Source organism: Psychrobacillus faecigallinarum (assembly GCF_014836595.1).
Lineage (GTDB): Bacteria > Bacillota > Bacilli > Bacillales_A > Planococcaceae > Psychrobacillus > Psychrobacillus faecigallinarum.
On sequence record NZ_JACSQO010000007.1, the window covers coordinates 78,581 to 96,205 of the forward strand.

20 protein-coding genes are annotated in these 17,625 nt (G+C 36.6%); 19 read left to right on the forward strand and 1 reads right to left on the reverse strand.

What is annotated here, in order from left to right; all coding sequences use genetic code 11:
- Positions 1–161: 161 nt before the first annotated feature.
- On the reverse strand, positions 162–1,148 hold the full coding sequence (locus H9650_RS13670) for an asparaginase (protein ID WP_154310941.1): 987 nt from the start codon (positions 1,146–1,148) through the stop codon (positions 162–164).
- 79 nt (positions 1,149–1,227) lie between these two features.
- On the opposite strand from H9650_RS13670, the gene prsW reads away from it, so the two are divergent.
- The 19 genes from prsW to ndk all read left to right on the forward strand — a co-directional run bounded on the left by prsW (position 1,228) and on the right by ndk (position 17,353).
- The gene (prsW, locus tag H9650_RS13675; RefSeq protein ID WP_144536926.1) at positions 1,228–1,923 is read left to right on the forward strand and encodes a glutamic-type intramembrane protease PrsW; all 696 of its coding nucleotides are present in this window, start codon (positions 1,228–1,230) and stop codon (positions 1,921–1,923) included.
- Between the two features lie 499 nt (positions 1,924–2,422).
- On the forward strand, positions 2,423–3,157 hold the full coding sequence (gene sleB, locus H9650_RS13680; RefSeq protein WP_225216089.1) for a spore cortex-lytic enzyme: 735 nt from the start codon (positions 2,423–2,425) through the stop codon (positions 3,155–3,157).
- Positions 3,158–3,166: 9 nt separating this feature from the next.
- A complete protein-coding gene (locus H9650_RS13685; protein ID WP_154310940.1) occupies positions 3,167–4,450 on the forward strand; it encodes a PepSY1/2 domain-containing protein in 1,284 nt (427 codons plus the stop codon).
- A 72-nt stretch (positions 4,451–4,522) separates the two neighbouring features.
- A complete protein-coding gene (locus tag H9650_RS13690; protein ID WP_144536920.1) occupies positions 4,523–5,170 on the forward strand; it encodes a flagellar brake protein in 648 nt (215 codons plus the stop codon).
- A 77-nt stretch (positions 5,171–5,247) separates the two neighbouring features.
- Complete coding sequence (gene cmk / locus H9650_RS13695; RefSeq protein WP_144536918.1) at positions 5,248–5,919, forward strand: (d)CMP kinase; 672 nt, start codon at positions 5,248–5,250, stop codon at positions 5,917–5,919.
- Positions 5,920–6,507 carry a lysophospholipid acyltransferase family protein gene (locus H9650_RS13700; protein ID WP_151110179.1) on the forward strand — a complete coding sequence of 196 codons (588 nt, stop codon included), beginning with the start codon at positions 5,920–5,922 and terminating at the stop codon, positions 6,505–6,507.
- Between the two features lie 93 nt (positions 6,508–6,600).
- Entirely contained in the window at positions 6,601–7,743 is a 1,143-nt protein-coding gene (gene rpsA / locus H9650_RS13705; protein ID WP_154310939.1) for a 30S ribosomal protein S1, read from the forward strand.
- A gap of 122 nt (positions 7,744–7,865) precedes the next feature.
- Positions 7,866–9,176 carry a ribosome biogenesis GTPase Der gene (gene der, locus H9650_RS13710; RefSeq protein WP_144536913.1) on the forward strand — a complete coding sequence of 437 codons (1,311 nt, stop codon included), beginning with the start codon at positions 7,866–7,868 and terminating at the stop codon, positions 9,174–9,176.
- A 23-nt stretch (positions 9,177–9,199) separates the two neighbouring features.
- Entirely contained in the window at positions 9,200–10,219 is a 1,020-nt protein-coding gene (locus tag H9650_RS13715) for an NAD(P)H-dependent glycerol-3-phosphate dehydrogenase (protein WP_154310938.1), read from the forward strand.
- Between the two features lie 109 nt (positions 10,220–10,328).
- On the forward strand, positions 10,329–10,508 hold the full coding sequence (locus H9650_RS13720; RefSeq protein WP_225216090.1) for a DUF2768 domain-containing protein: 180 nt from the start codon (positions 10,329–10,331) through the stop codon (positions 10,506–10,508).
- Positions 10,509–10,521: 13 nt separating this feature from the next.
- The gene (locus tag H9650_RS13725; RefSeq protein WP_154310937.1) at positions 10,522–11,229 is read left to right on the forward strand and encodes an LptM family lipoprotein; all 708 of its coding nucleotides are present in this window, start codon (positions 10,522–10,524) and stop codon (positions 11,227–11,229) included.
- Between the two features lie 81 nt (positions 11,230–11,310).
- Positions 11,311–12,789: a stage IV sporulation protein A gene (spoIVA, locus tag H9650_RS13730; protein WP_144536907.1), complete on the forward strand. Its 1,479-nt coding sequence runs from the start codon at positions 11,311–11,313 to the stop codon at positions 12,787–12,789.
- A 173-nt stretch (positions 12,790–12,962) separates the two neighbouring features.
- Positions 12,963–13,235 carry an HU family DNA-binding protein gene (locus H9650_RS13735; RefSeq protein WP_144536905.1) on the forward strand — a complete coding sequence of 91 codons (273 nt, stop codon included), beginning with the start codon at positions 12,963–12,965 and terminating at the stop codon, positions 13,233–13,235.
- Between the two features lie 178 nt (positions 13,236–13,413).
- Positions 13,414–13,983, forward strand: coding sequence for a GTP cyclohydrolase I FolE (gene folE, locus H9650_RS13740; protein WP_154310936.1), 570 nt, complete (start codon positions 13,414–13,416; stop codon positions 13,981–13,983).
- A 67-nt stretch (positions 13,984–14,050) separates the two neighbouring features.
- Positions 14,051–14,272, forward strand: coding sequence for a trp RNA-binding attenuation protein MtrB (gene mtrB / locus H9650_RS13745; protein ID WP_144536901.1), 222 nt, complete (start codon positions 14,051–14,053; stop codon positions 14,270–14,272).
- Between the two features lie 89 nt (positions 14,273–14,361).
- Positions 14,362–15,111, forward strand: coding sequence for a heptaprenyl diphosphate synthase component 1 (locus H9650_RS13750; protein ID WP_154310935.1), 750 nt, complete (start codon positions 14,362–14,364; stop codon positions 15,109–15,111).
- Positions 15,112–15,126: 15 nt separating this feature from the next.
- The gene (locus H9650_RS13755; protein ID WP_154310934.1) at positions 15,127–15,831 is read left to right on the forward strand and encodes a demethylmenaquinone methyltransferase; all 705 of its coding nucleotides are present in this window, start codon (positions 15,127–15,129) and stop codon (positions 15,829–15,831) included.
- Positions 15,832–15,851: 20 nt separating this feature from the next.
- Positions 15,852–16,826: a heptaprenyl diphosphate synthase component II gene (gene hepT, locus H9650_RS13760; protein WP_191697449.1), complete on the forward strand. Its 975-nt coding sequence runs from the start codon at positions 15,852–15,854 to the stop codon at positions 16,824–16,826.
- Between the two features lie 80 nt (positions 16,827–16,906).
- Positions 16,907–17,353 (forward strand): nucleoside-diphosphate kinase, encoded by a 447-nt coding sequence (gene ndk / locus H9650_RS13765; protein ID WP_144536893.1) that lies wholly within the window; start codon positions 16,907–16,909, stop codon positions 17,351–17,353.
- Positions 17,354–17,625 lie beyond the last annotated feature (272 nt).

Consider the following 17,625-nt stretch of genomic DNA (forward strand, 5'->3'; position numbering starts at 1 on the left):
AAATAGTGCGCAACTTATTACAATGATTACTCAATTTCAATTATGGATACAGAAAAAAAGTTTAGTAACAAGTTTTATCTCTGTTTTAGGTATATAAATAAAAGAACATATTATTTAACAAAAAGAAGAAAGCAAAATAGCTTTCTTCTTTTTGTTAAAAACTATAGCTGTTTCTCTTGTCTACTAAATATACTATGTAGAGCTTGCTCAGGGTTCAGATGGTTTAAGGCGATCAGGAGAGCTAGTCGAGCTTTTTGCCCGTTTAGACCTTGAGCGAAAATCACCCCACGCTCCTTCAATCCTTTTCCTCCACCTACATATCCATATACGTCCTGCGCAATGCCATTAAAACATCTTGACACTAAAACAATGGGTATTTTCTTTTCTAAAATATCATGGATAACGGGTACTAAGCTTGGTGGAACATTACCTTGACCCAATCCCTCTAGAACAATACCATCAAACCCTAAGTTAACCGATGCCTCAAGAAGATCAGGCTCCATTCCTGCATATACCTTAAACAGAGCAACTCTTTTGTTAATTTGTTGAATCGGAAATATTGGTTGATGATTAGGTGAATGATGAAAATACACAATAGACTTAGATATAAATCCTATAGGTCCATACTGAGGACTCTGAAATGTACTTACATTGCTAGCATGTGTTTTCGTTACGTTCTCGGCTGTATGTATTTCGTCATTTAATACTACTAATACGCCTTTACCTTGTGCATCGTCTGATGAAGCTACTTGTATAGCAGCTACTAAATTGTATAAACCATCCGATCCTATTTCGTTTGCCGATCTCATAGCTCCAGTAAGTACGATGGGAATAGTGGTTCCAATGGTCAAATCTAAAAAATAGGCCGTTTCCTCTAATGTATCGGTTCCGTGTGTAATAACTACTCCATCAATATTTCCTTCTTGAATGTATTGATCAATTAATTGTTTAAGTCGTAACATTTCAAAAGGGGTAATATGTGGTGATGGGAGATTAAAGATTTCAGTTTCTATAATATTTGCAAAGCCCTTTAGTTTTTCTGCCTCCACCATAAGTGGATTTTTTTCGGATGGCATCACAGCACCTGTATCTACATTTACTTGCATAGAAATAGTACCGCCTGTATGGATGAGTAAAATTGTTTTCAATTATATAACCTCCAATTTTTTTACAAAATGATTAGAAATTATTGTATACTATTATTAGTAATATGGAAGGAGTAAGAAAATGTTCGTACTACTTTCCTGTGCAATAGCACCGGCTCTTGCGCTTTTAAGTTATTTCTATCTTCGAAAAGAAATTTCGAAAGAACCTTCAAGACTCTTGTTACATACTTTTATTTATGGTGCTATATTAACATTTCCAATTATGTTTATTCAGCACGTTCTAACTGAGGAGCATTTGTTTGATACTCTATTTTTACGCAATGTTTTAGTGACAAGCGCTTTAGAGGAATTTTTTAAATGGTTGATTTTAATGGTAGCCTTATACAACCACATTGACTTTGATGATCCATATGACGGAATTCTATACGGAGCAAGTGTTTCTCTTGGATTTGCCACGGTAGAGAATATCCTTTACCTCTTAAACTTCGGAATGGACGAAGCTTTTTTAAGAGCATTACTTCCCGTTTCGAGTCATGCATTATTTGGGGTTGTCATGGGATTTTATATTGGAAGAGCTAAATTTACTTCTACCAAAAAAATAAAATATGAGGTTTTTTATGCATTAGCTGCCCCATTGTTTCTACACATAATTTATAATAGCATACTAACCTTCACAGGGTTAGAAATATTGTTAATGGTACCGTTTATGCTGTTTTTATGGATTTTTGGCCTGTCGAAAGTAAAGCAGGCACATATCTTATCACGTAGAACAAGATTTGAAAAGCACGAATATTTTATAAGGGAAGATACAAATTAGTTCATATCACAATGATTCACTAACAAAACTTTGGTGGAATAAATTTATATCAACAAGATGGATCTTGACTATTAGTCATGATCCATTTTTATTTTAGGGATATTAGCGTTGTGTGAATGTGAGGATTTTTGAGAAGCTGATAGAATTTTTAATCAGTTATCCATCATCAATATCATTACTACTAAAATTGGAGATAAATTTTAATATAAAAAAGTTCAATTTCTTAATTTAAAAATTTAGAAATTGGACTTTTTTAGTTACTCAAGAATTCATAGAATGCGCCTGTTGTAAATGAAAATCATCGATTAAGAAGTAAGCAAATACAATAAAACTATAAACTCCGAATATAAGATAATTTATCTCTTACTAAAAGACTCCTTTTTAAAAGTTAATATGTATAAACTAATCCACTTTATCCAAGCTAGTTAAAAAGGAGAGATGTCATATGAAACAGATTAAATACATCCTAATTGGCTTAATATTTTGTACAGCCAGTTATATGTTGTTAACTAAAGAACAAACAACTCAAGCATTCTCCGAACAAATAGTTCAGCGGGGAGCATATGGGGACGATGTAATCGAATTACAAGCCAGATTACAGTATATAGGCTACTATACCGGTGAAATTGACGGCAAGTTTGGTTATGGAACTTACTGGGCGCTTCGAAACTTTCAAGAGAAGTATGGATTACCGGTCGATGGAATGCTTGGGGAGAGTACTAAATCGAAATTAGTGAAAGCGTCAAAATTTGACAAAGCATATGTACATGAACAAATTAACAAAGGCAAAAGCTTTACTTATTATGGTAACGAGAGTCTAGATAATCAAGTCAAAAATGAAAAACCAGATAGTACTAATATGCAGTTACCACCTGAATATAGTGAAAGGGATTTAAAGCTAATCGCTAACGCAGTTTATGGAGAAGCACGAGGGGAGCCTTATGAAGGGCAAGTTGCAGTAGCCGCAGTAATTCTCAACAGGATAGAGCACCCCGACTTCCCTAATACTGTTAGTGAAGTTATTTTCCAACCATTAGCTTTCACAGCAGTTGCAGATGGGCAAATTTGGTTAGAACCAAATGAACGTGCAAAAGAGGCGGTGTTAGACGCATTAAATGGATGGGATCCATCTGAAAATGCCATCTATTATTTCAACCCAGACACAGCAACTAGTCAATGGATTTGGTCAAGACCGCATATCAAAAAAATCGGACAGCATATTTTTTGCTCATAAGGAGACCATATGAAAAAATTTGGATGGGTAATAGTTATAGCTGCTTTAGCCATATTTGTTGTTTACCATTTTAATGTGCAGGAGCAAAATACAAACCTTAAAAATGCTCTAGCAAGTCAATATTCTAATCAGTTAAACTCTGCTTCAGAAAAGCTCACAGAGTTAAGCGATTCAATCGATGAGACATTAATATTCAAGGATGAAGCATCATTAGATCGTCCGCTACAGGACGTTTGGAGACTTTCTTCCGATATCAGAGCTTCCATCTCGGCATTGCCTATAGACCAAGAGACTTCATCTGGATGGATGAACTATTTAACTCGAATTGGTAATGGAGCAGCTCAAGTACGAGCTGGTAAAGTACCAATTGAAGAGTGGCAAACCAACATGGTAGACGCCCGTGGGAATTTGAGAAGTTTATCAGATCAGTGGGCATTTACCAATCGAGATGATGGAAATAAGGACTATATAGTAACTTCATTTGTCCAAAATAAATTAAGTAAGGAAAGTCAAAAAAATTGGAAATCGCTTGGTGCTTCGGTTAAAGCCTATACAGAAAGTGATTTTCCGATGACAGCGAGTGAAACCGATCAACAAAAGAAAAAGGATTTACAGCATATTTCGGACGAGCCAGTAAGCGTTGAAGATGTAAAAGAAAAATTCGCTAAATTCTTCCCAGAGTTAGCTGATGCAAAAATACATGTTACAGAAAGCGGAAAGGATGCTCCTTATCCTTTTTATCATATTGAATTTCATAAAGGCATTCGTATAGGTTATGCGGATTTCACTAAAAAAGGAGGCCATCTTTTATCTTTCTTAATGGAAAGACCTTTCGATAAAAATTCAATCGATACGGAGAGTATGAAGGAAAAAGCTTTAGCTCAAATGAAGAGGCTTGGATTCGAGGATACTGAGTTGATAGAATTCAGAGAAAATACAATTGCTTGGCATTTAGCATTTGCTCGTAAGGATGCCGAAAATAATGCTATTGTTTATGCGGATGGTGTTCATCTCAAAATAGCTAAAGATAATGGGGAGCTATTAGGTTTAAATGCAATGGAATATATTCAAGAGGAAAAAATAGCTAGTCAAAAAATAGTGCCATTAGACTATAAAGAAATTTTTGCTGATGATTTAAAAATTGAAGAAGAGAAGATGGCATATGTAGAAAATGATGAATTACAGCAACGACTTGCTTACGAATTATTGACTAGAAGCGATAAGATAGGAACTTATAAAGTCTATATCGACGCGGAAACTCACGAGATTCTCCAATCGGAGAAACTGCCTTAAAATAATATATAGAAAAATCCCTCTTTAAGTGTCATAATTAAGTCATTATTACAATTAAAGAGGGTAAAAATTATGCAAATAAAACTAGGTACTAATTTAACACTTGAGCCAACATTCACAGACAAATCCGAAAAATACCGGTGTAAAGTAGTAGATATGGATGATCAGTTTATATATATCGATTATCCTATTGATACAGTTACAAATAAGACAATCGTATTGATAGAGGGTACTCAACTAAGAGCTACATTTATAGAGGAGGCTAAATCAGTATATGCCTTCCCTACAGAGGTGCTAGGTAGAAAGTTGGGGCAAATTCCGATGATAAGACTTCCTTATCCTGAATCCTCTGATTTCATGAAAATTCAACGTCGAAATTTTGTTAGGGTTGTTTCTCCCATAGATATCGCAGTTGAATTTGGAGATGAAAAATACCAATTTGTAACTGATGATATTAGTGCTGGTGGTGTAGCAATTATCATTCCCTTTGACGTGAAATTTAATGCAAATGATGAAGTTTCTCTTATTATTCCCCTACCTTTTAATAATGGAGAAATGAGATACGTTTTTACAACTGCTTTAGTTGTACGTATTTGGGAAAAGGAATCTGTAAAGATTGCATCCCTTCAATTTACCAATACAGATGATTTAGACAAGCAACAAATCGTACGGTTTTGCTTTGAAAGACAGCTGTTATTACGGAAAAAAGGACTAAATTAAAAGTCTGTATTTACAGGCTTTTTTTTTTTGAATCGTAATATGATAAAATATATGCGTATAGAGTGGAGGATAAATTAATGAAACAAATTCAAATTGCAATAGACGGCCCAGCAGCTGCTGGTAAAAGTACAATAGCAAAACAAACAGCTGAATTATTAGGGTATACATATGTAGATACTGGAGCAATGTATCGCGCTATTACGTATAAAGCGCTTGGACTTAACATAGATTTGCAAGATGGGACTAAGCTAACAGAGCTACTGAAAGAAACCTCTATTGAACTTAAGCCTTCTCCAAAGGGACAACTAGTATTCCTAGATCAAGTAGAAGTAACCGAAGAAATACGTTCTAAAGAGGTAACTGCCAACGTTTCCGTCGTAGCTGCTCATGCAAATCTACGGGAAGAAATGGTAAAGAGACAGATAGAAATGGGCAAGCATGGCGGAGTTGTTATGGATGGCCGTGATATAGGAACTCACGTACTGACTAACGCAGAACTTAAAATTTTCATGTCTGCAAGTGTGGAGGAACGAGCAAATAGAAGATTTTTAGAAAATCAAAAAAGAGGAATTCATACAAACCTAGAAGAATTAATGCATGACATAGCTTTAAGAGATAAATTAGACAGCGAAAGGGAAGCATCTCCTTTAGTAAAAGCGAAGGATGCTATTTTCATTGATACTACATCTCTTACTATTAAGGAAGTCTCTAATAAGATTATGCAGCTAGCACAAGAAAGGATGGTATGATTGGAGCTATATTCCTTTGCAAAAACAGTCGTTTTTGCAGTCTTAAAACCGATTTATCGATTTGAAGTGATAGGGTCTGAAAATTTTCCTAAAGAGGGCGGAATCTTGCTTTGTTCTAACCATATAGAAAATCTAGATCCTCCTGTTGTTGGAATCAATGCTCCACGGCCAGTCAATTTTATGGCGAAAGAGGAGCTTTTTAAAATACCTATACTAAAAAGCATACTACCTGGAGTAAGAGCTTTCCCGGTAAAAAGAGGGATGAGCGATCGTGATGCCTTACGTAAAGCGTTAAAGCTTTTAAAAGAGGGAGAGGTTGTTGGACTATTTCCTGAAGGGACAAGAAGTAAAGACGGAAAACTTGGAAAAGGCTTTGCTGGTGCAGGTTTTTTTGCATTGAGAGGAAACGCAAATGTAGTGCCATGTGCCATAATAGGACCCTATAAACCTTTTAAACGTTTAAAAATAGTGTTTGGTGAAGTAATTGATATGGAACCATATAGAGAGAGAAGAGCCTCTGCTGAAGAAGTAACTGAAGTAATAATGGAACATATTGCTAAGCTAATAGAGCAATATAAAACTAACTGAAATATAAATTTCTATTATAAAAGTGCTTCTTTTTGTATTTCTGTGAAAGTTCGCATAAAATAGAGAAGAGACGTTGTGAAGGAGGAATATCATATGTCAGAAGAAATGAACTTAAACACGCAAGAGTTTAAAGAAGGAGATCTGGTAAAAGCGACGGTTGCACAGGTAGATGAAAAATCTGTGATCGTATCAATTGAAGGTGCACCTTTCGATGGTATAGTTCCAATTAGCGAGCTATCTAGCCTGCATATTGAAAAAGCGTCCGACTCCGTTTCCATCGGTGATGAACTAGAACTTATGATTACAAAAGTAGAAGAATCAAACTATGTTCTTTCTAAAAGAAAAGTTGATGCTGAAAAAGCATGGGAAACTTTAGAAAAACAGTTCCAAACCGGAGAAATTATTGAAACAGAAGTTAAAGAAGTTGTAAAAGGTGGACTAGTAGTAGATTTAGGAGTGCGTGGATTCATACCTGCTTCCCTAATTGAAGATTACTTTGTTGAATCCTTTGAAGACTATAAAGGACGAGTTTTAACCTTTAAAATTGTAGAACTTGAAAAAGACAAAAACCGATTAATCCTTTCTCATAAAGCGGTAGTAGAGGACGAAAAGTCGGTAAATAAAAATAAAACACTTGATGCTATAAATCCCGGTGACGTTGTTCCAGGAACAGTGCAAAGATTAGCATCCTTTGGTGCATTTGTAGATATCGGAGGAGTAGATGGACTTGTTCATATCTCTCAAATATCTCATGAGCACTTAGACAATGTGTCGGACGTGTTAACTGAAGGACAAGAAGTTAAAGTAAAAGTTTTATCTATAGATCGTGATTCGGAAAGAATTTCATTGTCTATAAAAGATACTTTACCTGGCCCTTGGTCTGATTTAGAAGAAAAGGCCTCAAAAGGTTCTGTTTTAACAGGAAAGGTTAGACGTTTAGTTTCTTACGGAGCTTTTGTCGAAGTTTTCCCTGGGGTTGAGGGATTGGTTCACATTTCACAAATTGCTCACCAGCACATAGGAACTCCTCAAGAAGTACTTAAAGAAGGACAAGAAGTACAGGTGAAGGTGTTGGATGTAAACAGCAAAGAAAAGCGTTTGTCACTAAGCATTAAAGAGCTAGTGGAGAACGAAGATAGTTTCAACTTAGCTGATTATCAAATGCCAGAGGAATCCAAGGGCTTCTCTATTAGCGATGTTCTAGGCGACCGCTTAAAGGACTTCACTAACAAGTAAGAATAGCTTTTTTTCGTCATAATATGTAACTTATTCAAGCAGGTGACTTCAATAAAGTCGCCTGCTTTTATTATTTTGTTGTATAATACAACTTAGACGAAGTTTGGAAGGATGTAATAGTAATGACAAAACCAGTAGTAGCAATCGTTGGTAGGCCTAATGTAGGTAAATCGACTATATTTAATCGCATTGTAGGAGAACGTGTATCTATCGTGGAGGACATTCCAGGAGTAACACGAGATCGTATATATAGCTCGGCTGATTGGCTTACCCATGAATTCAATATAATCGATACAGGTGGTATCGAATTAAGCGATGAACCATTTTTAGAACAAATTAAACAACAGGCTGAAATTGCAATGGAAGAAGCGGATGTGATTATCTTCTTAACAAATGGTAGAGAAGGAGTCACGGCAGCTGATGAATACGTTGCTAAAATACTTTACAAAACGAAGAAACCTGTTGTGCTAGCAGTAAACAAAATCGACAATCCAGATATGCGTGAAATGCTTTATGACTTTTATACTTTAGGATTAGGCGAACCATTTCCGATTTCCGGTTCTCATGGCTTGGGTCTAGGAGATTTATTGGATGAGGTAGCGAAAAACTTTCCTGATATAGAAGAGCAGGAATATGGTGAGGAAGTTATTAAGTTCTCCCTAATTGGTCGCCCAAATGTAGGGAAATCATCTTTAATCAATGCGTTTTTAGGTCATGAGCGCGTTATTGTTAGTGATATAGCGGGTACAACAAGAGATGCTATTGATACAGAGTACTCTTTTGATGGACAAGATTATGTGATGATCGATACTGCGGGTATGCGCAAAAAAGGGAAAGTGTATGAAACTACTGAGAAATATTCCGTTCTAAGGGCATTAAAAGCAATTGAACGTTCGGATGTCGTCTTAGTTGTTCTAAATGCAGAAGAAGGTATTCAGGAACAAGACAAGAAGATTGCAGGCTATGCTCATGAAGGTGGTAAAGCTGTAATAATTGTTATGAATAAATGGGATGCTATTGAAAAAAATGACAAAACGATGAATGAAATGACAAAATCAATTCGTGAGCATTTCCAATTTTTAGATTATGCCCCAATAGTATTTGTTTCGGCTAAAACAAAACAACGTGTTCACGCACTTTTCCCTGTCATCAATCAAGTAAGCGAAAATCATGCGATGCGTGTACAATCTTCTATCTTAAATGAAGTGATCGAAGATTCAGTTGCTAGAAACCCTGCTCCTACAGATAAGGGTAAAAGATTACGTATTTATTATGCGACACAAGTGGCTATCAAACCACCTACATTTGTTGTATTTGTAAATGAACCTGAGTTAATGCATTTCTCTTATGAAAGATTTTTAGAAAACCGTATTCGTGAATCATTTGATTTTGAAGGTACGCCAATTAAAATTATTACTCGAGCTAGAACTTAAAATAGCATAAAGGGGGATTAAAAATGGCGAATATTACAGTGCTTGGAGCTGGTAGCTGGGGAACGGCTCTTGGAATGGTTCTTGCGCATAATAACCATGATTGTCTTCTTTGGTCACACAGAGAGAAGCAAACAGAGGAAATACTCAAAGATCATACCAATAAGCAGTACTTGCCTGATACCAAATTACCCGAAAATCTTAGAGCTACAAGTGATTTGAAAGTAGCGATAGATCACGCTTCAACGATTGTAATTGCGGTACCTACAAAAGCAATCAGAGAGGTATGTCAGGACTTTGTAAAGCTAATGAATGATAAAAAGCTTTTCATCCATGTCTCTAAAGGAATTGAACCAGATTCCTTGAAACGAATTTCTGAGATGATTGCTGAGGAAATACCAGCATCTTTAGTTGAAGGTATTGTTGTCTTGTCTGGTCCAAGCCATGCTGAGGAAGTAGTGCTTCAGCATCCTACTACTATTACAGTGGCTAGTGACAACATGGTAGCTGCTGAAAAAGTTCAGGATTTATTCATGAATAATTATTTTAGAGTTTATACCAATGATGACGTTATCGGCGTAGAGATAGGAGCCGCCTTAAAGAACGTCATTGCATTAGCTGCTGGAATCGTAGATGGACTTGGCTACGGAGACAATGCAAAGGCTGCTCTTATTACTAGAGGATTAGCTGAAATTTCAAGACTTGGTATTAGTTTAGGGGCCAAGCCTTATACTTTTTCAGGTTTAACAGGTATGGGAGATTTAATAGCAACGTGTACGAGCGTTCATTCTCGTAACTGGAGAGCAGGTAATCTACTTGGTAAGGGTGCAAGTCTAGAGGAAGTGCTAGAAGAAGTAGGAATGATTGTAGAAGGCGTTCGTACGACAAAAGCAGCTCATCAGCTGGCGGTAAAACAAGAAGTCGATATGCCTATTACGGCTGCTCTCCACTCTGTTCTTTTTGAAAATGTACACCCGAAAGAAGCGGTGGATTCACTAATGCACCGTACGAAAAAAAATGAATTGGAAGATTATAAGACGTTTTAAAAATTGACATAAAGAAGAGTTGTATGAAAAAGCAACTCTTTTTTCATGTGATATAATATTTTCATGAAAGGTGGGGAAACTCTTGTTACTAGTCTCTTCAATGGACAAAATGTGGATATCCTTTGGCTCCATGGGATGTATGTTTATGGCTATGTTATTAATGTTTTTTGTTAAAAATAAATTTTCTAACCGAATCCTAAAATTCATCTTTGGTCTAATAGCATACATATTACTATTCATAGGATTTATCACAATGGTTTATATCATTTTCAATCCAACAAAAGCTTAGTAAGGAGATTCGGATGAAAAAACTATTATTAACAGTTATGGCGATGGTTGTACTAGTATTAAGTGGATGTGGTTTTAAAGGTGGTTACGAGCCAGAAAACCTATTGCCTTATGAAGACCAGCTAAATTCCGTTCAAACTGCAGTAGAGAGCTTTAGAGAAGCTTCAGGTGGTTTGTTGCCTATTAAAACACGTGAGCAGGAAACAGATCAATATATAAAATATCCAATAGATTTTAAGAAAATTGTTCCCGCATACTTAGGGAAAACTCCGGCTAATTCATTCGAAGCAGGTGGAATTTATCAGTATGTTTTAATGGACGTGGAGGAAAATCCAACTGTTAAATTGGTAGATTTGCGTATTGCAGATACATTGCGTGATCTTAACTATCGAAAAGGTATTAATGGCTATGGCCCTATCGCTGAGACAATCACGGAAGGGGTCTATAAGCTAGATTATAAAAAAATGGGCTACAAGAATGAATTATCTGTTCAAAGCCCTTATTCCGACACAATGCTCCCTTTAGTGGCTACTGGAGACGGAAAAGTGTATGTAGACTATTCGATTGAGCTAAATCGAATGCTACAAGACACAGAAGTCAATGTGAAGCCAGGTGATGATATACGTTTTCTGCTAACAGACAACTTCGCAATAGTTCCTGCATATTCATTGCCATATACAGTCGATGAAAATAACGAACCAGTTTTTATGCTCAATAAATAACAACATAGGAAACGTTTCATGTGTTATGCATGAAACGTTTTTTTAGTGCATATATTAAATTGCGAAGAAAGGAGAATACCGATGTCTAGTAAACTGTATGAACAAATAGCAGAAAGAACAAATGGCGATGTGTATCTTGGTGTAGTAGGTCCGGTTAGGGTAGGTAAATCTACGTTTGTCAAAAGAGTAATGGAGCTAGTTGTAATACCGAATATTGTTGAGGAATCAGAACGATTACGAGCACAAGACGAACTTCCACAAAGCTCTCCTGGAAACGTCATCATGACTGCAGAACCTAAGTTCGTTCCAGCCCATGGCACTAATATATACTTGGGGGAAGAACAACTGCGGCTGCAAATTAGATTAGTAGATTGTGTAGGTTATATGATTGATGGTATTAAAACCCACTCAGGTGAAGAGGGGCAAAAACTTGTCCATACACCATGGCACAATGACGCTATTCCGTTTGAAGAAGCAGCGAGAATTGGGACTGACAAAGTCATACGCGATCATTCCACAATCGGAATTGTAGTGACGACCGATGGCACTGTGAATAATATTCCAAGAAGAGCAGCTGAATCAGCGGAAAATGAAATTATCACTCAACTAAAGGAAATAGGAAAGCCTTTTGTTATTGTTGTAAATAGTAAAACGCCTGGCCATTTAGAAACACTTCAATTATGTGAAGAGCTTCAAAAATACCATGAGGTGCCTGTAATTCCAGTCGCTGTCGATAGAATGACTGCGGATGAAATTCAGTACATACTCCAACAGGCGCTTTATGAATTTCCAATTACGGATATTGAACTGGTAAAACCGGATTGGACAGATGTATTGGAACCAGATCATTTTGTGAACAATCAAATTACGACTTCTTTACAGGAGTGGTTGCAAATTGTTTCTAAAATGAGAGATGTCAAAGAGTTGGCTTCAAAATTTAAAGAAGTACCATTTATTAAAACCGCAGAGGTGATAGAAGCAGATCCAGGTAGGGGCTCTGCTTGTATTCAAATAGATCTTAAGCCAGAGGTATTTCAAGAAGTTTGCGATGAATGGCTAGATGAACCGATTACGTCTAAAAAAGATTGGCTCTTGTTTGTGAAGGAGGCTTCAACTGCTAAAAAAGCATATCATCGATTTGCCGATGCTCTTGAAGCAGCAAAAACTACTGGTTATGGAGTATCTTTGCCATCAATACAAGACTTCCAGCCTTCTGCACCTGAAATTATTAAGCAAAATAATTTCTTCGGGGTTAGTTTAAAGGCTAAGGCATCCTCTCTCCATATTATTCGTGTAGATATGGAAGCCGAATTTGCCCCACTTTTGGGCTCAGAATTTCATAGTCAGCAGCTTCTAAAGGATTTAAAACATGGGTTCTTACATGACCGAGATGCATTATGGGAAACACAAGTTTTTGGAACTTCTCTTGTAGAGGTTATGAAAGAAAGCATTCGATATAAAACAGAAAGTGTTAGTCAGGTTGCGAAGAAGAGAATGCGTCAAACAATTGAAAGAATGGTAAATGAGGGAGACCGTGGAATGGTTACCTTTATTCTATAAACATGATTTGGGGCTTTTTGCGACTATGCAAAAAGTCCCGTTATTTTGTTAAATTACCTTTTTTTTTAGGAAAGTTGCTCAAACACAGACAAATAGTGTTGCGAAGGGTTTTCGGTTGTGATACTCTTTTTACAGGATTGAAGCTTATCTTCCTTTGAGAGGAGGTGAATAGTATGAATAAAACAGAATTAGTGAACTCTGTCGCAGAGGCTGCTGATTTATCTAAAAAAGATGCATCTAAAGCGGTTGAAGCTGTATTTGAATCAATTCAAACTGCTCTTGCAGATGGTGAAAAAGTTCAATTAATCGGTTTTGGTAACTTCGAGGTTCGTGAACGTGCTGCACGTAAAGGACGTAACCCTCAAACAGGTAAAGAAATCGACATCGCTGCTAGCAAGGTGCCTGCTTTTAAACCAGGTAAAGCACTTAAAGATGCAGTAAAATAATGGATGATGTAGTACATAGAACGGTTACTGTGAAGCTTGCTTCATGGTAGCCGTTCTTTTCTTTTTATTATATAATATTAATTTGTGTTGTCTGTGAAGTGAAAATTATTTCTTATCTGCGTTTCATATGCTAAGATACATACGACATATTATGCAGTTTTATCTAGGGGGTCAGCAGATGACGAAGGTCAATCTGAAAAAAATAGAAGATGCAGTGACGATGATTATAGAAGCTATTGGGGAGGATCCTACAAGAGAAGGATTACTGGATACTCCAAAAAGAGTTTCTAAAATGTATGCAGAAATGTTTGAAGGGCTTCATCAAGATCCAAAAGAACATTTCAAAACAGTTTTTAATGAGGAGCATGAGGAACTAGTTTTAGTAAAAGATATACCTTTTTTCTCTATGTGTGAACATCATTTAGTACCTTTTTATGGTAAGGCACATGTAGCATACATACCTAGAGATGGAAAAGTGACAGGGCTTAGTAAGCTTGCTAGAGCCGTAGAAGTTACAGCAAGAAGACCTCAGCTTCAAGAAAGAATTACTTCTACAATTGCGGACGACATTATGGAAATGATTAACCCACATGGCGTTTATGTTGTCATTGAGGCTGAGCATATGTGTATGACGATGCGCGGGATAAAAAAACCAGGCGCTAAGACAGTAACTGCTGTAGCAAGAGGTATATACGAAACAGACGAGATTAAACGTTCAGAGGTTTTATCGTTTATCCGAATGAAATAACTACTTTTGAGGATAGTAAATAATATGGTATGATGAATTTAGATTATGAACAAAGGAGACTATTGTAATGTCTAGTTCAGATTTTATCGTTATAAAGGCAGAGGAAGATGGAGTACAAGTGATAGGCTTGACTCGTGGCTCAGATACTAAATTTCACCATTCAGAAAAACTTGATACAGGTGAAGTAATGATCGCTCAGTTTACAGAGCATACATCTGCAATGAAAATTAGAGGTAAAGCTTCTATTCATACAGACAATGGAATTATCCAAAGTGATTCTAAGAAATAATTAACCTAAATGGCCAATAATCGCTAGTTATAATATATTTGATCATGACAGATTAAAGCTAACTGCGATTGGGAAATGGAGTAAAGTGTATGAATGAATCTTTGATTAAACATCATATAGAACAATATAAAAAAGATATTCTCATGCAAATACAGCATAATACTCTGTTAAAATATGCAGGAATACCTGTTATTGATGAAGATCGTTTGTTTTTTACACTTTTACCGCTACTCAATGGGGAAGAATGGGCTGAAGCGAACAAACAATCAACCATTGCCGTATCCCTTATTTTTGCAGCACTTGCCGCTCATGATTTGGTGAAGGAACAAAACGCAACGACAAAAGAGCAGCAATTACAAGTATTAGCTGGAGATTATTATAGTGGGAAATATTATCAGCTATTAGCTAAGGGGAAGCAAATTGAGTTAATTCAAATCTTTTCCTCAGGAGTCTCATCTATCACGGAGCATAAAACAAGATTTTATGATCACTTAGATTACTCATATGGAGAGCTTATGCAATCTATTCAATTGATCGAAAGTAAGCCAATTGAACAATTTATGGAGCACTTTTCCTACAATGAGTATGTATTTATCATGAAAGAAGCTTTACTTCTCCTAGCTCTAAGAAGAGAGTTAAATGCTTATGAAAATAGGGAAGAAACATTTTATATCCGAAACTCATTCCTGCTACAGACTAAGATAGAAACTCTTCGCACTGAAATGGAAGCGGTTGAAAAAAATTTGGTGCGCGATGTAAGATACTCGAATATATTAAAAGAAAATGTAAAGCATGCGATTTTAGAGCGAGTGACCGAACAAGCTTTAAAAAGCAGTTGAGAGAAGGTTTAACACATGGGAAAAACAAAAGAACAGCATGTCCATGAAGTTTTTGAGAAAATCTCTGAGAACTACGATTCTATGAATTCTGTCATAAGCTTTCAACAGCACAAAATTTGGCGCAGCGATACGATGAAAGCAATGCAGGTTAAAGAAGGAAGCAGCGCCTTAGACGTTTGCTGTGGTACGGCGGACTGGACAATTGCAATAGCGAAAGAGGTTGGTCCTACAGGAACAGTTAAAGGGCTAGATTTTAGTCAAAATATGCTGAATGTAGGAAAAGAAAAAGTAAAGGAAATTCCACAAATAGAATTGATTCATGGAAATGCTATGGAATTGCCCTTTGAAGACAATACATTCGACTATGTAACTATTGGATTTGGTTTACGAAATGTTCCGGATTATAAACAAGTGTTGCGAGAAATGAATCGAGTAGCTAAACCAGGCGGTATGATTGTTTGTTTAGAAACCTCTCAGCCGGATTCCAAGCTTTTTAATGCTGGATTCCGTTTTTACTTTAGATATATCATGCCAGTTTTCGGAAAGCTTTTTGCTAAGAGCTACAAAGAGTATTCTTGGTTACAAGAGTCTGCAAAGGAATTTCCTAATAGAGCGGAACTGGCCAAATTATTTGAAACGGTAGGAATGGTTAACGTTAATAGTAAACCATACAGCGGTGGGGCAGCAGCCAGACATATTGGCTTTAAGAAAGATTTTTAAGTGGGGGAAGGTTTGTTTCTGTGGATAAGATGAGATTAAAACTGCTTTATTCCGATCTTAAATCGGATTTGGAAGTCATTGAAAATGAATTAGCAGCAGCTGTGAATTCTTCCTCCCACTTATTGAATGAGGCCTCGCTTCATTTGTTGCTAGCAGGGGGAAAACGAATTCGCCCTGTGTTTGTACTGCTTTCCGCTAAATTTGGAAACTATTCTATAGAGTCTATTAAGCAAGTTGCTGTTTCTGTCGAATTGATTCATATGGCATCTTTAGTCCATGATGATGTTATAGATGATGCTGAAACTAGAAGAGGCCGAGAAACGGTGAAGTCCCAGTGGAACAACCGAGTAGCTATGTATACAGGTGACTTTCTTTTTGCTAAGGCTATTGAATACATAACAGCAGTAAAAAATACATACGCCCACGAAGTTCTCTCGCACACGATGGTTGAGCTTTGTATCGGGGAGATTATTCAAATTGAGGACAAGGGTTTTGTTGATCAGACAGTTAGAGATTATTTAAGAAGAATAAAAAGAAAGACGGCAATTCTCATCTCGGCTAGCTGCGAATTAGGTGCTATTTCATCCGGAGCAGATGAAAAGACTGTTAGGCGTTTAAAGAGATTTGGTTATTATGTGGGAATGTCCTTTCAGATTATTGATGACATCTTAGATTTTACATCCACTGAGGAAGAGCTAGGTAAACCAGCTGGTGGTGATCTGTTGCAGGGAAATATTACTTTACCTGTTATTTACGCAAAGAACGATCCAACTATCCATCCGCTATTGCAAAAAGTCTTTGATGGTGAAATTGAAGAGCGGGAGATGCAAGTATTACTTGACGAGATTCGTCAATCGGATGGTATAAAACGCGCTAAACAAATAAGTAATATGTATTTACAAAAGGCGCTGCATGAAGTAAAACAACTTCCAACAAACTCTGCCAAGAAATCTTTGCAAAATGTTGCATTATTTATGAGCAAACGCAACTTTTAATTGAAATTAATTGACTGTAATGTTAGTATTTTTAACGGTGGAGAAATAAAATCCATTTTATATTTGAAGGAGTGTTCATGATGGAAAAAACATTTTTAATGGTAAAACCTGACGGCGTACAACGTAACTTAATTGGAGAAATCGTTAGTCGTTTCGAGAAAAAAGGATTCCAATTAGTTGGAGCAAAATTAATGCAAATTCCTACTGAATTAGCAGAACAACACTACGGTGAGCACAAAGAACGTCCATTCTTCGGAGAACTAGTTGACTTCATCACTTCTGGACCAGTTTTTGCAATGGTTTGGGAAGGTGAAAATGTTATTTCTACAGCTCGTTTAATGATGGGTGCTACTAACCCAAAAGAATCTGCTCCAGGAACTATTCGTGGTGACTTCGCAGTAACTGTTGGAAAAAACATTATCCACGGTTCTGATGCACCTGAAAGCGCTGAGCGTGAAATTGGATTATTCTTCAAGCAAGAAGAGCTAGTATCTTACTCTAAAGATGCTAACAAATGGGTTAACTAATTTAAATGTATGAATAAAACCAATTCTCTTAATGGAGAGATGGTTTCAGACTGTAGACAAACTCAAAGAAATTTGAAATTGTTTATAGTCTTTTTTTATTTACAATACATATAAGAAATTGTCGAATTCCATTTCGGGCACGGCCTCAGCCTTCTTCCTCTCTACGCTCAGACCCGGTGCTTCGCCTTGTGCTGTTAGCTTAAGAGTCTTCGCGCCTTCCATTTCAATCGACCATTGTCGGCATATTTAAAAAGTGTTGAGTATCCTGATGA

Excerpts from the sequence above, each read along its gene's own strand:
- prsW (WP_144536926.1), top strand. The coding sequence starts at position 1,228 with ATGTTCGTACTACTTTCCTGTGCAATAGCACCGGCTCTTGCGCTTTTA.
- sleB (WP_225216089.1), top strand. The coding sequence starts at position 2,423 with ATGTTGTTAACTAAAGAACAAACAACTCAAGCATTCTCCGAACAAATA.
- H9650_RS13685 (WP_154310940.1), top strand. The coding sequence starts at position 3,167 with ATGAAAAAATTTGGATGGGTAATAGTTATAGCTGCTTTAGCCATATTT.
- H9650_RS13690 (WP_144536920.1), top strand. The coding sequence starts at position 4,523 with ATGCAAATAAAACTAGGTACTAATTTAACACTTGAGCCAACATTCACA.
- cmk (WP_144536918.1), top strand. The coding sequence starts at position 5,248 with ATGAAACAAATTCAAATTGCAATAGACGGCCCAGCAGCTGCTGGTAAA.
- rpsA (WP_154310939.1), top strand. The coding sequence starts at position 6,601 with ATGTCAGAAGAAATGAACTTAAACACGCAAGAGTTTAAAGAAGGAGAT.
- der (WP_144536913.1), top strand. The coding sequence starts at position 7,866 with ATGACAAAACCAGTAGTAGCAATCGTTGGTAGGCCTAATGTAGGTAAA.
- H9650_RS13715 (WP_154310938.1), top strand. The coding sequence starts at position 9,200 with ATGGCGAATATTACAGTGCTTGGAGCTGGTAGCTGGGGAACGGCTCTT.
- H9650_RS13720 (WP_225216090.1), top strand. The coding sequence starts at position 10,329 with ATGTGGATATCCTTTGGCTCCATGGGATGTATGTTTATGGCTATGTTA.
- H9650_RS13725 (WP_154310937.1), top strand. The coding sequence starts at position 10,522 with ATGAAAAAACTATTATTAACAGTTATGGCGATGGTTGTACTAGTATTA.
- spoIVA (WP_144536907.1), top strand. The coding sequence starts at position 11,311 with ATGTCTAGTAAACTGTATGAACAAATAGCAGAAAGAACAAATGGCGAT.
- H9650_RS13735 (WP_144536905.1), top strand. The coding sequence starts at position 12,963 with ATGAATAAAACAGAATTAGTGAACTCTGTCGCAGAGGCTGCTGATTTA.
- folE (WP_154310936.1), top strand. The coding sequence starts at position 13,414 with ATGACGAAGGTCAATCTGAAAAAAATAGAAGATGCAGTGACGATGATT.
- mtrB (WP_144536901.1), top strand. The coding sequence starts at position 14,051 with ATGTCTAGTTCAGATTTTATCGTTATAAAGGCAGAGGAAGATGGAGTA.
- H9650_RS13750 (WP_154310935.1), top strand. The coding sequence starts at position 14,362 with ATGAATGAATCTTTGATTAAACATCATATAGAACAATATAAAAAAGAT.
- H9650_RS13755 (WP_154310934.1), top strand. The coding sequence starts at position 15,127 with ATGGGAAAAACAAAAGAACAGCATGTCCATGAAGTTTTTGAGAAAATC.
- ndk (WP_144536893.1), top strand. The coding sequence starts at position 16,907 with ATGGAAAAAACATTTTTAATGGTAAAACCTGACGGCGTACAACGTAAC.